Source organism: Sporosarcina koreensis, from assembly GCF_042655825.1.
Lineage (GTDB): Bacteria > Bacillota > Bacilli > Bacillales_A > Planococcaceae > Sporosarcina > Sporosarcina koreensis.
The window spans coordinates 168,243-182,781 of the sequence record NZ_JBHSNP010000027.1 but is presented as its reverse complement, the minus strand read 5'-3'; the positions used below and the strand labels follow the sequence as shown (position 1 = coordinate 182,781).

Here is a 14,539-nt window from a genome sequence, read left to right as displayed (position 1 = left end):
GTTTTTACCGTACAAACAATTTATTTCGTAAAAACGGTTGTAAAGAAAAATCTTTATGCATATACTAGTAGACGATGAGTTTCAAAGTTTAGGGAGTGTACACATGACAGAACTTAGAAAGAAAATCGAAGTTGTCAACACGACGAAGATCTTCGGTAAAAACAGCAGGCGCGCGGCGCAGCTGTTGAATGAGGGGAAGTCGAAAAGTGAAATCCTCAAGTCTACAGGCGCGACGGTAGGCGTGAAAAACGCGACATTCGACGTCTATGACGGTGAAATATTTGTCATCATGGGTCTATCGGGGAGCGGGAAATCCACATTAGTCCGGTTGCTGAACCGGTTGATCGACCCGACGATGGGCTCGATCCGCATCGATGGGGAAGACATTGTCAGTATGAATAAAGAGCAGCTTCGTCAAGTGCGCAGGAAGAAAATCGGCATGGTGTTCCAGAATTTCGCCCTTTTCCCGCATAAGACGATTCTTCAGAACACGGAGTATGGGCTTGAAATCCAGGGCATCGCAAAAGCGGAGCGCAAGGAGAAGGCGGTCGAGTCATTGCGGCTCGTCGGACTTGCAGGCTATGAAGAGCAATATCCGAACCAGCTGAGCGGCGGCATGCAGCAGCGGGTCGGCTTGGCGCGGGCGCTTGCAAACGATCCCGATGTGCTATTAATGGATGAAGCGTTCAGTGCGCTCGATCCGTTGATCCGGAAGGATATGCAGGATGAGCTTCTGCAGCTGCACCATGACATGGGGAAAACGATCATCTTCATTACCCATGACTTGGACGAGGCGCTCCGGATCGGCGACCGCATTGCGTTAATGAAAGACGGCGATATCGTCCAAATCGGAACACCTGAAGAAATTTTAATGAATCCTTCGAATAAATACGTCGAGCGCTTTGTTGAAGATGTCGATCTTTCGAAAGTGTTGACGGCGGGCCATATTATGAAAAAAGCGGATATGGTGCAAATCGACAGGGGAGCCCGTGTTGCACTGCGCCTCATGAAGAGGCAGGGGATTTCCTCCATCTATGTCGTGGATAAAGGAAATCGACTTCTTGGCGCCGTAACAGCGCTAGACGCGAGCGACGCGGCAGAAACGGGCAAGACGTTGGAGGATGTCCTCATCACGGACATTCCGACGATTTCTCCGGATACCGTCTTAACCGATCTGTTCGATACCGTATCGACGACACAGATTCCGGTTGCGGTCGTGAATGAAGAGCACCACTTGCAAGGCATTATCATCCGCGGCGCATTAATCGGCGCATTGGCGGGAGACAACCAGTTCATTAACGGTGCCTCGAGTGATGTCGCGGCTGAACCGGAAGACCTAATGGAAGTCGAGGTGAGCAACATTGGATAATCTATTCCCACGATTGCCATTTGCCAGTTGGATCGACAGCGGCGTCGATTGGCTTGTCACCCATTTCGGCTCGGTCTTCGATGGCATCTCCGCCTTCTTGAAAGGCATCGTCGAAGGGGCCGTCGATTTGATGGCACTGGTGCCATCCATTGTACTGGCGATCCTTTTCGCATTGCTTGCCTGGTTCATTTCCACGCGGCGGATTGCACTTTTCACATTGGTCGGGCTATTGTTCATTGACTATCTCGGCTATTGGCATTCAATGCTGCAAATGCTGGCGCTTGTCATCACGTCCGTCGTCATTGCACTTGTCGTCGGCATCCCGCTCGGCATTTGGGCATCTCAAAAGTCTGCAGTAAAGAAAGTCATCAGCCCGATCTTGGACTTGATGCAGACGATGCCGGCATTCGTTTATTTATTGCCAGCTATCTTCTTCTTCAATATTGGCGTCGTACCGGGGGTAGTTGCATCGGTCATCTTCTCGATGCCGCCGACGATCCGGCTGACGATGCTCGGAATTGAACAGGTGCCGAAAGACTTGATCGAAGCGACTGAAGCATTCGGTTCGACGACGTGGCAGCGGCTGTGGAAAGTGCAAATACCGCTCGCCCAACCGACCATCATGGCAGGGGTCAATCAAAGCATCATGCTTTCCCTATCCATGGTTGTCATCGCGTCGATGGTCGGCGCACCGGGGCTCGGCGAGGAAGTATACAGAGCGGTAACACAATTGAAGACAGGTGTAGGCTTTGAAACAGGCCTCTCGATCGTCATCGTCGCCATCATCCTCGACCGGATCACACAGCACGCAGGCAAGAAAAAACAAGGGGGAACCATTTAATGAATTTGACAAAGAAAATGTTTGGACTAGGAGCAGCAGCACTACTCGCATTAGGCTTGGCCGCTTGCGGAAGCGACGATAAAGTGGACGGGAAATCGACATCAGGCGGGGACAGCTCGGCATCGGTCGGCGCATCCGTCGATTATAAAATTACAGGGATCGACCCGGGTGCAGGCATCATGGAAGCAACCGACAGAGCAATCAAAGACTATGAGCTCGACAAATGGGACGTCACGACGGGATCTGGCGCTGCAATGACTGCGGCATTGAAGAAGGCGTATGACGCAGAAAAGCCGATCATTGTCACTGGTTGGACGCCTCACTGGAAATTTGCGAAATTCGATCTGAAATACTTGGAAGACCCTAAAGGTTCATTCGGCGGGGAAGAGCAAATCCGTACAATCGGAAGACTCGGACTTGCGGACGACCTACCGGAAGCCCACCAAATCCTTTCGAACTTCCATTGGTCTGAAGAGGATATGGGTGAAGTGATGGTTGCCATCCAGGAAGGTGAAAAAGAGGAAGTTGCTGCACAGAACTGGATTGACGCCAACGCTGACAAAGTCGCTGAATGGACAGACGGCGTGGACAAAGTGGACGGCGATGCAATCAAGCTTGCGTATGTTGCATGGGATAGCGAAATCGCAAGCCATAACGTCATGAAACTCGTCCTTGAAGAGATGGGCTACAAAGTTACATTGACGCAAGTCGAAGCAGGCCCGCTATGGACAGCGATTGCTGACGGAAGCGCGGATGCATCACTCGCGGCATGGTTGCCCGTGACGCATGAAACCTATGCGAATAAATTCGATGGCAAATTCGAAGAACTCGGCATCAATATGGAAGGCGTGAAAATCGGACTCGTCGTTCCGCAATATATGGACATCGATTCAATCGAAGATTTGAAGGAATAAATAGATCAGGCAGCCCGCTTTGAAGTGGGCTGCCTGCTTTTTTAATTTCTATATTCAATTGAATAATATTGTTGGTTGAATTCTTTAATGCAAGGAAATATGTAATTCAATTGCCCTTCATTATTTAAGAAGGTATGTAAGCAATTACATTTGTGTTTGATCAATTCCTCAGGGGTCAGATCAGAAAGAAAAGCATCATAGGTCGTTATCATCTCCGACAAATTATGCGATACATTTACCCAACTTGATGGGCGAGCTCGATGACCAAACAAATGTTTATGGGCCATAAGGTATCCTCCTTTTCTCATGTGATGAAATTAGTATAGCACGATAGAATGGAGAAATATAGTAAAAATGAATTAAAAACTTTTAATTTTTAAAAAATAAAGTAAAGCGTACATAAATCGAGCAATCAAAGGCTCAATTAATCGATCAAGGAATCTATTACAAGCACTTGCTCAGTTTATTCACAATTCAAAACAATAACTTGACCTTTACGTTAACGTCAATGCTATAGTCAAAGGAAAGGCTGAAGGGGTGGTGAAGCTGAAGACGATTACGGAAGTGGCGGAATCATTTGGGGTGTCGACGCGTACAATCCGGTATTATGAGCAAATCGGACTGCTTGCTCCGGATCGGTCTGAAGGGAATCAACGGCTTTATTCCAATGCTGAGCTTGCGAAGCTGAAGCTCATTTTCCGCGGTAAGCGATACGGGTTTTCATTGGATGACATCAAGGAAATGGTGCTGCTGTTCGACAAGGATCGGACCGGGCGCAAACAGCTTGAAGTCACGGTCGAATACGGCAAACGGCGTATCGGGGAAATCGATCGGAAAATCCGGGAACTGAAGGAAATGAAGGCTGAAATGGAAGAGTTGCTCGAAGAATTCACGGAAAAGTTGGATATTACGAAAGGGGAATGAAGGGATGAACAGTTCACAGCTGTTGGAGAGAAATGCGAGGAAATACCCGGAAACAGAAGCGGTCGTCTGCATGGGGAAGCGGACGACATACAAGGATTTAGACAATCGAGTCAATCGGTTCGGACATGCGCTTCAGAATGAAGGTATCCAAAAGGGATCGAAAGTGGCGTTGTTCCTGCCGAATGTCGAGGAATTCATTGTCGCTTATTTCGCCGTTCAGCGGATTGGTGCAATCGTCGTTCCGATCAACGTCAAGCTGACCACGGAAGAATTGACGTATGTGCTGAATCATTCGGACGCTGAAGCGCTCATTGCGCATGAAATGCTGTTTGAAACAGTGAAGCCATTGCACTCTCCTTCTTTATTAATCAAAACAGGGGAAGCGTCTGGAAACTGGAAAGCCTTTGAAACGCTTATCCAAAATGCAGACGATGAACCAATTCATTGCAATTTAAAGGAAGACGACGAATCGACGATCCTTTACACGTCTGGAACGACCGGAAATCCGAAAGGAGTATTGTTCAGCTACCGGAACATCCTCACCGTTGCGTCGATGATCGCCGTCGAAATGGAGGTCAAGCCGGAAAGTCGCGTCCTGCTCATGATGCCGCTCAGCCATTCGGCCCCTCTTCATCTATTCATGATGGCGGCGATGTATGTCGGCGCAACTTGTGTCCTTACTCCGACATTCACTCCTGATCTATTGATCGACTCGGTAGAGAAAGAGAAGACGACCCATTTCTTCGGGGCGCCTGTCGCCTATTTGCTCACGGCGGGGCAACCACGTCTGAAGGATGCGGACCTAACCTCAATGAAATGGTGGATCTACGGCGGAGCGCCGCTATCTTCGAATGAAGTGAACATGGTGCAAACCGCATTCCGGACGGATAATCTCGTTTGCGTGTATGGCCTGACAGAAGCTGGCCCGAGCGGTTCATTGCTATTTGCGGATGAGCATGCGACGAAATCCGGCAGCGTCGGACGCCGAGCGCCGCTGCACACAGAACTCCGGATTGTGAATGAACAAGGCGAAGACGTTCGACTTGGTGAAATCGGTGAAATCGTCCTTCTCGGCGAAGGGAATATGCTCGGCTACTATAAAAACGAAGAGGCGACGAAAGAAGCATTCATCGGGGAGTGGCTAAAGACCGGCGACTTGGCGAAGTTCGATGAGGACGGCTATATATGGATCGTCGATCGGAAAAAGGACTTGATCATTTCAGGCGGCGTCAATATCTATCCGAAAGAGATCGAGGAAACAATCCTCGGCTATCCGGGCATCCGAGAAGTTGCGGTCGTCGGCGTGCCTCATCCCGAATGGGGCGAAACAGTGAAAGCGGTGTTCGCTTCAGCAAATTCGGTCGACGTCGACGAATTAAAAGCATTCCTCCAAGAGCATCTTGCGAAATACAAAGTGCCGCGACTCTATGAACAAGTCGACGCATTGCCTCGGAACGCCTCCGGGAAAATTCTGAAGCAGCCATTGCGGGAAGGAGTGACTGTCCAATGAAAGTCGTACAGGAAGCGAAATCGATCAAAACTGACAATTTCTTTGAAGGCGACGACACGCTCCGCCTGATTCTCGAAGAGCATTTGCAAGGTCCTTTCCTTGAATACGCGAAACGCGAGCTTTCCCTTTTCGGGGAGCATTGCGCAAATGCAATCGACGAGCGCGCAAAGCATACCGACCGCGAAGGGGAGCCGCGCCTCATTCGGTACGACAAATTCGGAGAGGAAGTTTCCGACGTTTGGGTGAATGAAGGGTACAAAAAAACCGTCCAAGAAACGTATGATACAGGCATCGTCGGGTATGTCCACAAAGAAATTCCGGAGCTTGGCCATAAGGGGAATTACACGTACAGCTTCGCGCAAGGCTATGTGCTGTCGCATGCGGAGCCAGGATTTTATTGCCCCGTCACACTGACGATGGCGACCGCCTACTTACTCGACCATTATGCGGATGAACATGTGAAAAAACTGTTCCTCGGCAATGTCTGTTCAACGGGAGAAGTCCCTTTGTACGAAGGCGCGACGTTTCTGACGGAGCGCCAAGGCGGATCGGATGTCGGGGCGAATGTCGTAAAAGCAGTTAAAGACGGTGATCAGTACCGACTCTACGGCGAGAAATATTTCGCCTCGAACGCAGGAATGGCAGGAGTCGCCATGGTGCTTGCGAGAATTGAAGGGGCGCAGGAAGGTTCACGCGGATTGACATTGTTCGCGGTTCCGTGGCGACAGAAGGACGGCAAGTTGAACGGTCTCCGCATCCGCCGGTTGAAAGATAAACTCGGCGTCCGAGCGGTCCCTTCAGGAGAAGTCGAATTCGACGGCGCCCTCGCCTATGTAGTCGGCGATCCGGCAAAAGGCTTCTATTATATGATGGAAGCCCTCAATCTTTCACGGATTTGCAACGCGGTCGCTTCCATCGGCATAATGCGGCGCGCGTTGTTGGAATCAAAAGCGTATGCAACCCGCCGGAATGCATTCGGCCACCGGCTCACCGACTATCCGATGGTGCAGGATACACTCGGTAAAATGGCGGCGAGGCTCCATGTTGAAGTGGCAACCGTCTTTGATTTCATTAAATTATACGAACGTGTCACGGAAGGCGACGCGTCTGATCGCGAAAAGGTCCTCAACCGGCTTTTCATCGCGCTCATCAAAAAGGAAACGGCAGAGCAAGCGATCTACTTTGCGCATGAAGCGATTGAAATGCATGGCGGCAACGGCTATATCGAGGATTTTGTCACGCCGCGCCTGTTGCGGGACGCGCAAGTGCTCACTGTCTGGGAAGGCACCGCAAATATTCTCGGTCTCGAGCTCATCCGCCTCGTCAATAAATTCGAGGCTCATAAACTGTTCATCGACGAAATGCGAAATCGCCTAGTCGTCATTAATGACAGTGAGATGAAGAAGGCGTTGCTGGTGGAAATACATGCACTATCCACTGACCTCACTGCATTTGCTGCCTTCGATAATGCCCTCCAAACATTCGAAGCGAAAGATCTTATGAAGCGGATGGCGCACCTATACGAAAGTGTCGTAGCGCTCGAATGGGCAATGAAACATGGCGGCAAATTCGAGAAATTGGCGGAAATTTATATCGAGGATACTTGGTCATTAAGAAAAGTCGGAGATCCAATGAAGACAGTCGCTTATTTTGATCAGCTTATGTAAATAGAAGGAAGTCGGCTAAAGATGCTGGCTTCCTTTTTCAATTATGCCTGTCGCGAAAAATGAATGTTTCTCCAAGTTCCCCCAGCATCTGACAATATAATTTGTCGATGCTTATGAGTTCATTTTATATGATGGCGATTTTCAAGGGGGAATAGCGTATTTTATCAATAAAATTGAATTTTCTATTCGCCGGAAAACCCGTATAGTTATAGACAATACCATCACTTGGGGGAGTGATTGCGATTAAAAAGATAGCAGCAATTTTACTGGCAGGAGCCGTAGTAGCAAGCAGTGGAGCCATATTTGCGGGAGTTGGCCCTGCAGTGGATCTCCTTGCTTCATTCGAAAAGGAGTATGAGAAGAATTTATTCAAAGCCGAATCGAACATGCTGGACGTAGCTGAAATGCCAAGGGGAACAATCGCCAACGCACTTCAAGGACAGTCAAGTAAGTAGGGGGAAATGTAAACATAAAGGAGCTGATTCATACAGCTCCATACATAATTATCCAATAAATAAGTTCCACAATAAACCATTGTATGATACTATAGTATTAAATAATGATATGGTTCATACAGTTATATTGAACTAATAAAATAGGATAGGGGTTGTGGACATGGAGAAGGAAGATCTGGTTTCATTGCAGCGAAATGTCCTGAAGCTGCGTGTGGAAGGGAAATATGAAGAGACAATCGAAGCGTGCTTTCAGTTATTGGAAGCCGGTTTAGCAGCGAATGACCCGAAATCCATTTTGACAGCCCATATCAACAACGCCGCGTCCTTTTATTGCATCGGCGCGATCGAAGAGGCGTTCCATAGCATCGATGCCTATATCGAATACTGCGCCGATCATGGCGATGAAGCCGATAGATTGGATGGCTACAACGTCCTGTTCCTGCTTCATGAGTTTAATAAGGATTATGAAAAAGCAAAAGAAACATTGGAGCGCGCCATCGAGCTCGGTGAAAAGCTCAAACATTACAATATCGTGAGCAATGCATATAGCAATTACAGCATGATCCTCGCAATCGAATCGGATTTTGAAAACGCGTTAATGATGGCGGAAAAAGGATTGGCCATGGCTAAATTGCATGAACCGCGGACCCCGATATTGGAATTCCGGGTGACGCTGAACATTGCAAACGCGTTGATCGGCATGGAACAGCTTGAAACAGCGGAACAGCTAGTCAAGAAAATGGTCAATGATCCGCTCCTCGATTCATTCATTCGGGAAAAGACGCAAGTGCACGATTTGTATGGACGTTATTTAATGAAGAAAAAGATGTATCCCGAAGCATTGCAAGCATACGATACTGCGAAAGAGCTTGCGGAAAGCTATAAGGACAAGAATTTGCTGAAAGGCATTTTGGAAAAGAGATGCACGCTTTGTGAATTGATGGGAGACGTGCAACGGGGTTACAAAGCCCAGCAAGCATACATCAATCTCTTAAGCGATCTGCGCCAGCACGAAGTCACAATGGCGGCAGTTAAACTTGGCGTGAAGCATCGGATTTCGACAATTGAACGCCGGGCCAACACCGATTTCCTCACTGGACTGTACAACCGGAGCTATATGGAAATGACGACGGACAAATGGCTTGCCGAGGCCGCGCTGACAGGTGAAAGCATCGTCTGCATCGCGTTCGATCTCGACAATCTGAAAAGCTTGAACGATGCTTACGGCCATATATTCGGCGACAAAGTCATCAAGAAAATCGGTCAAGAATGCGCAAGGCTTATTCGAAGCGGGGACTTGATGGGACGTTTCGGCGGCGATGAATTCGCAATCATCCTGCGCAACCTTTCCCTAGAAGAAGCCCGACATAAAGCAGAGAATCTTCTCGAGGCCATCCGTTCCATCAAAATCGAAAAAGACGGCATTTATATTTCATTAACCGCCAGCGTTGGCGCAGCCGATAACGCAAACGGCACGATCCAAACCTTCTCCGGACTGTTCCACCAAGCAGACGTTGCGCTTTATCAAGCAAAGGAAGCCGGGAAAAATCGCATTTGTATAATGAATTGAGAAAAAGAGGCTGCAAAAGGCCTCTTTTTTTGCTGAATCGCGCCATGGTGCTTTTTGGAAATGACGTCAACCCGCGTTACAGAGCCCGCAACGCAATCAAGGTTGGTCGTAACACAATCAAATTGGCTCGCAACGCAATCAAATTGTCGCAACACAATCAAATTGAATCGCAATACAACCAAAGATGCTCGCAACGCAATCGAATTGTCGCAACACAATCAAGGTGTGCCGCAACGCAATCAAACGGTCGCAACACAATAAAAGCGGACTGCAAAACAATGAAATGAGTTAGCAACGCAAACAAGTGAAATCGCAACGAAATGAACTGGCTTCGCAACGAAACCAACGACAGCAAAGGGTTTGAAAATTTCTATAAAATTATGAAATTTGATATAATGAATATAGTACGAGTAAACAAGGGGGAAGAAAAGATGGAAACTGCAGTAAAAACACCAGTTGAAACACTTTTTGTGAACTCATTCATTGACGGGGTATTGGATCCGGCAAAAGAGATGCTTGGACCTGTGAAGGATGGCGGGCAAATTGTCGCGAATACGGCACCGGGCTGCTGGGGACCGATGATTACGCCTTGCATTAAAGGCGGCCATGAAGTGACGACGCCTGTTTTCGTTGAAGGCGCGGAAGTCGGGGACGCGATTGCCATCCGGATTAAATCGATTGAAGTGACATCAATGGCGACATCGTCCGGACATGACCAACCTATCGAAGGCCGTTTCCTAGGTGATCCATTTGTAGCGGTGAAATGTCCGGGGTGCGGAACGATGTATCCCGACACCGTCATCAAAGGGATCGGGCAGGAAGCAATTCGCTGCGCTGCATGTGATGAGGACATTACGCCATTCACGTTCACGAACGGTTATACGATCACATTCAGCGACCGTGGTGATGTCGGCTTGACGGTGACGAAGGAAGCGGCAGAGAAAATCGGACAAAATGGAAGACATTATATGAGCACGCCTGAAGCATCTGTCCAAAACCCGATCGTCACATTTGCACCCCATGACCTGATCGGCACAGTGGCGAGAATGCGTCCTTTCCTCGGCCAACTTGGCACGACGCCATCAATGCCGATGCCGGATTCTCATAATGCCGGCGACTTCGGATCTTTCCTCGTCGGCGCGCCCCATGAATACGCGGTCACACAGGAACAGCTGGACGAGCATCGGACGGACGGGCATATGGATATTAGCCGTGTGCGTGCGGGTGCGACACTGATCTGCCCTGTGAAAGTGCCGGGTGGCGGCGTTTACATCGGCGATATGCATGCGATGCAAGGAGATGGCGAAATCGCTGGGCATACAGCCGACGTTGCAGGAATCGTCCATCTGCAAGTGAACGTCTTGAAAGGGATGAACATCGAAGGGCCGATTCTTTTGCCGAATGAAGAGGACTTGCCTTATACGGCAAAACCATTGTCGGCTTCCGAAAAGCAATCCGCCAAGGTGCTCGCTGCACAATGGGGAGTAGAGGAAATCGAGGAGAGCCTTCCGATCTCTATCGTTGGCACAGGCACCGATTTGAACGTCGCAACCGCAAACGGACTCGCCCGCGCAGCGGCACTTTTCGAAGTCCCAGTCGAGGAAATCATGAACCGTGCCACGATTACCGGCTCCATCGAAATCGGCCGACATCCGGGCGTCGTCACCGTAACCTTCCAGGCACCACGAACTTATTTGGAAAAGGCGAATTTGTACGATGTAGTGGATGAGCAATATCGAAATAGGGATTGATTGCGAAAAGCCTCATGGGATTGTTTTCCCCGTGAGGCTTTTTCGTTTTATTACAATCCTGGAAGGAAAAATAGAATGAGAATGGCAATCAGAACTGCAATGTTTGCAGAAATGGAAATCGTCTTTGTATCCTGCTTCACCTTTCCATATCGGACAACAAGAGAAAGGGTGAGAAAATAAAATACTCCCAGGAAATAAATGAGGAATAAATCAAGTAACCAATGCATTCCAGTGTCGATATCCGATAGAACAGTCATACCAAGAATAAGAAAACCGATGATCGAAAGCAACAGCCAGCCCCCAGCAATTACCGGCATAACACGCCAAATTCTGTGTTTGAACAGCGGCTTCCCTTTTTTGCTTTGCCAAAATAAAAGGAGAGCGACTCCCCAAATAACAAGGATGATTGTTGCAAAAGTGATGATGATTGTTGGCTGGACGCCGATGTTAATTGAAGAAAGAAATGAATTGATACTTGTCCGGAATAGTTGAATTCCAGTGAGAAATATTCCTACGACCACAATTGTTACGAGTTGAAACCAAGTCCATCTAGTCAAATTGCCCACTCCTTTAAACATCTCTTTACGAGTAGGAAGTGGAATGGTTTCAAAATACGAGCAAAAAAGCTTCCCGGGAAATAATTCGGCATGGATTTTTTTCTTTTGTCGAATTTTGTAGATAAAAGAAGTCCCGATTAATTTGGCAAAGGTTTATTCTTTTGTGTTCAGGGCCCATTCTTTCGCGTTCAAGGTCCATTCTTTTTCACAAGGGCCCATTCTTTCGCGTTCAGGGTCCATTCATTTTCATAAGGGCTCAATCTCTCTCAGTCAACTTTTTCTTCTTATCCTCCCGGAAATATTCCGAAACTTGCACGACGCGCACTTTGCCGGTGTGCAGCTCATGGTAGATTCCCCGGCTATCGCGAAACGAAATGTACTGGTCCCGTTCCGATTTGACAAGCTGTTCTGCGCTTTCCAACGAGTCGGTGTGGATGAAGCGCCTTATGTAATGTTCCTCATCGAAAAAATAAGTGATTTTGAATTCCCTCATCGCGTCACGCACGCTCCTTTCTCTCAATGATATCGTACCCGCATCCATCCAGATTGATGCACCCTATTCCCCCACAATTCCCAATAGTGTAACATAGAGAGAAACGGATTTCCCGATGAAGTCCCTATACAACTTGCACGTATACTTCAAGATTGAGAGATGATCCTCATGAAATCGAAATCCTTGCAATCACGCATATTTTCATATGGCGCCTTGTTTGTTTCGCTCGTCGCCATCATCATCGGCATATCGTTCTATTTCACGATGTCGCAAGGGATTGAAAAGCAGATCGGCATCCGGGCGCTGAGCATTGCGAAGACGACGGCGGCCCGTCCCGATGTCCGAGCCGCTTTTGAAACGGATGATCCATCCAGGTTGCTGCAGCCGATCGCGGAAGCGGTCCGTCACCAAACCGGTGCCGAATATGTCGTCATCGGGAACAGCGAAGGCATCCGGTACGCCCACCCCGTCGTCGAGCGGATCGGCCAAAAGATGGTAGGGGATGACAATGAACGCGCGCTTCACTTAGGAGAGTCGTATGTCTCGAAGGCAACCGGGACACTCGGTCCCGCACTCAGGGGGAAAACGCCTGTCTTCAATGACAAAGGGGATATTATCGGGGTCATTTCCGTCGGTTATTTGAATGAAGACATTTCGTCCATATTCTTTCAATACGTCGATAATATTTCGTACATCGTGCTTATCGCCATCGTTCTCGGCATTATCGGCTCAAGCTTTCTTTCCCGGAACATCAAGAAAGAACTATTCAATCTCGAACCGGCGGAAATCGCCAATTTATTCACCGAACGGAACGCGCTCATCGAGTCCGTTCGCGAAGGGATCATCATGGTCGACGCGAAAGGGATCATTACGACGGCAAATGCGGCCGCCTATGACACGCTTTCCATTTCCGGCCAAACGGAACTGATCGGCAGGACCATCCAGGAAGTGCTTCCGAACAGCCTTCTGCCGAAAGTGCTTGAAACGGGGGAACGGCATCTCGACAGGCCGATGGAAATACACGGACGGAAGATCATTGTCAACCGCATCCCTATCCGGGCGGATGAACAAATCATCGGAGCTGTATCCACGTTCCGCCTTCAATCGGAAATCGACCAGCTTTCGATGGAATTATCGCAAGTGAAGCGGTACACGGAAGCACTCCGGGCGCAGACGCATGAATATAATAATTTCCTTTATACGATTTCGGGGCTCATCCAGCTTCATTCATACGACGAGGCGCTCAGCCTCATCCATGACGAGACGGCGGAGCACCAATCGCTTATCCAGTTCGTGACGAAGCGGCTGCAGGATCCGTTCCTCGGCGGAATCGTCATCGGCTTCTTCAACCGGGCGAGGGAGTTGAAAGTCCGTTTCCTTCTCGATGAAGACAGCTTTCTGAACGAGCTGCCGGCCAATCTGGAGAAAACCCATTTCGTCTCCGTCATCGGGAATTTGGTGACGAATGCGTTTGAAGCGGTCGAAATGATTCCCGAGGAGAGACGGATGGTCCGTCTATTCATTCTGGATAACGGGGAAGAGATCCTGTTCGAAGTGGAGGATTCGGGCAAAGGGATCGCGAATGAACTATTGGATGATCTATTCCGGGAAAAGGTTTCGACGAAAGATGTGGAAGACAGGGGATACGGGCTTATGAAAGTGGCGGAGAACGTCGAAGACTTGGGCGGCTCCATCACGGTGGAAAAAGGGGATTTAGGTGGTGCGCTGTTCGTCATCTCCATCCCGAAAAGGGGGTACCATTATGCCAACTCCAATTGAAATCCTAATCATAGAAGACGATAAACGGGTGGCCGACATCCATCGCCGATTCATCGACAAAATGGAAGGCTTCAAGGTGGTCGGGGCCGCGCATACCGGCGAGGAGGCGAAGGATTGGGTGCAGGCGCTGACGCCGGACCTTGTTTTGCTTGATGTCTACTTGCCTGATGCGCTTGGCACGGAGATCATGGGCTTCATCCACGAAAACAGCCCTGAAACGGATATCATTTTCATTACGGCAGCGACCGAAGTCGACATCGTGAAAAAAGCATATCGCCGCGGCGTTGCAGATTATATAGTGAAGCCGCTCACATTCGACCGGTTCAAGGAAAGCCTTTTTTCCTATAAAGCGAAAAGGGAGAAGCTTGCGGGGGAAGGCGTCATGAAAGAGGATTCCATCCAATTCCTGTGGAATAAAACAAATGCCGCAGCAGACAATCAGGACCCTCTTCCTCCGAAAGGGATCGACCCGATCACGAAGGAGAAGGTCGTCAGCCATCTAAAGCAGGTCGAGGGGGGAATCACCGCGGAAACGCTCGGCGTGGACATCGGCGTCAGTCGATCGACCGCAAGGCGTTATTTGGAATACCTCGTTTCAGAAAAACGGGCGTATACCGAGTTGATCTATGGTTCGGTCGGCCGTCCAGAACGAAGGTACTTCATTCAACGACGGTGAACAATATGAACAAAATGACGTTTACGCCCAATA

At 48.9% G+C, this 14,539-nt stretch carries 13 protein-coding genes; 11 read left to right on the top strand and 2 right to left on the bottom strand.

Annotation, left to right across the window (positions count from 1 at the left end; genetic code table 11):
- The first annotated feature begins 103 nt into the window (after positions 1-103).
- The 9 genes from ACFPTP_RS13585 (at position 104) to ACFPTP_RS13545 (ending at position 11,001) form a co-directional block, all read left to right on the top strand.
- Entirely contained in the window at positions 104-1,369 is a 1,266-nt protein-coding gene (locus ACFPTP_RS13585; RefSeq protein WP_381445826.1) for a quaternary amine ABC transporter ATP-binding protein, read from the top strand.
- Positions 1,362-2,210, top strand: coding sequence for an ABC transporter permease (locus tag ACFPTP_RS13580; protein WP_381445824.1), 849 nt, complete (start codon positions 1,362-1,364; stop codon positions 2,208-2,210). Before ACFPTP_RS13585 ends, ACFPTP_RS13580 begins: the two co-directional genes overlap by 8 nt.
- Before the next feature lie 5 nt (positions 2,211-2,215).
- Positions 2,216-3,124 carry a glycine betaine ABC transporter substrate-binding protein gene (locus tag ACFPTP_RS13575; RefSeq protein ID WP_381446074.1) on the top strand — a complete coding sequence of 303 codons (909 nt, stop codon included), beginning with the start codon at positions 2,216-2,218 and terminating at the stop codon, positions 3,122-3,124.
- 546 nt (positions 3,125-3,670) lie between these two features.
- Positions 3,671-4,048 carry a MerR family transcriptional regulator gene (locus tag ACFPTP_RS13570; RefSeq protein ID WP_381446072.1) on the top strand — a complete coding sequence of 126 codons (378 nt, stop codon included), beginning with the start codon at positions 3,671-3,673 and terminating at the stop codon, positions 4,046-4,048.
- A 4-nt stretch (positions 4,049-4,052) separates the two neighbouring features.
- Complete coding sequence (locus tag ACFPTP_RS13565; RefSeq protein ID WP_381445822.1) at positions 4,053-5,558, top strand: class I adenylate-forming enzyme family protein; 1,506 nt, start codon at positions 4,053-4,055, stop codon at positions 5,556-5,558.
- Positions 5,555-7,225 carry an acyl-CoA dehydrogenase family protein gene (locus ACFPTP_RS13560; protein ID WP_381445819.1) on the top strand — a complete coding sequence of 557 codons (1,671 nt, stop codon included), beginning with the start codon at positions 5,555-5,557 and terminating at the stop codon, positions 7,223-7,225. The genes ACFPTP_RS13565 and ACFPTP_RS13560 overlap by 4 nt, the downstream gene beginning before the upstream one ends.
- Before the next feature lie 233 nt (positions 7,226-7,458).
- A complete protein-coding gene (locus tag ACFPTP_RS13555; protein WP_381445817.1) occupies positions 7,459-7,680 on the top strand; it encodes a hypothetical protein in 222 nt (73 codons plus the stop codon).
- 160 nt (positions 7,681-7,840) lie between these two features.
- Positions 7,841-9,250, top strand: a complete 1,410-nt coding sequence (locus ACFPTP_RS13550) for a tetratricopeptide repeat-containing diguanylate cyclase (RefSeq protein WP_381445814.1) — start codon at positions 7,841-7,843, stop codon at positions 9,248-9,250.
- A gap of 431 nt (positions 9,251-9,681) precedes the next feature.
- Complete coding sequence (locus ACFPTP_RS13545; protein ID WP_381445812.1) at positions 9,682-11,001, top strand: acetamidase/formamidase family protein; 1,320 nt, start codon at positions 9,682-9,684, stop codon at positions 10,999-11,001.
- 50 nt (positions 11,002-11,051) lie between these two features.
- Here the strand turns inward: ACFPTP_RS13545 and ACFPTP_RS13540 are convergent, their stop codons facing one another.
- Together ACFPTP_RS13540 and ACFPTP_RS13535 are read right to left on the bottom strand one after the other, a co-directional pair.
- Positions 11,052-11,558, bottom strand: a complete 507-nt coding sequence (locus ACFPTP_RS13540) for a hypothetical protein (RefSeq protein ID WP_381445810.1) — start codon at positions 11,556-11,558, stop codon at positions 11,052-11,054.
- 256 nt (positions 11,559-11,814) lie between these two features.
- Positions 11,815-12,051, bottom strand: coding sequence for a hypothetical protein (locus tag ACFPTP_RS13535; protein ID WP_381445808.1), 237 nt, complete (start codon positions 12,049-12,051; stop codon positions 11,815-11,817).
- A gap of 168 nt (positions 12,052-12,219) precedes the next feature.
- On the opposite strand from ACFPTP_RS13535, the gene ACFPTP_RS13530 reads away from it, so the two are divergent.
- Together ACFPTP_RS13530 and ACFPTP_RS13525 are read left to right on the top strand one after the other, a co-directional pair.
- On the top strand, positions 12,220-13,830 hold the full coding sequence (locus ACFPTP_RS13530) for an ATP-binding protein (protein ID WP_381445806.1): 1,611 nt from the start codon (positions 12,220-12,222) through the stop codon (positions 13,828-13,830).
- Positions 13,814-14,506 (top strand): response regulator, encoded by a 693-nt coding sequence (locus ACFPTP_RS13525; protein ID WP_381445804.1) that lies wholly within the window; start codon positions 13,814-13,816, stop codon positions 14,504-14,506. The genes ACFPTP_RS13530 and ACFPTP_RS13525 overlap by 17 nt, the downstream gene beginning before the upstream one ends.
- The last annotated feature ends 33 nt before the right edge of the window (positions 14,507-14,539 follow it).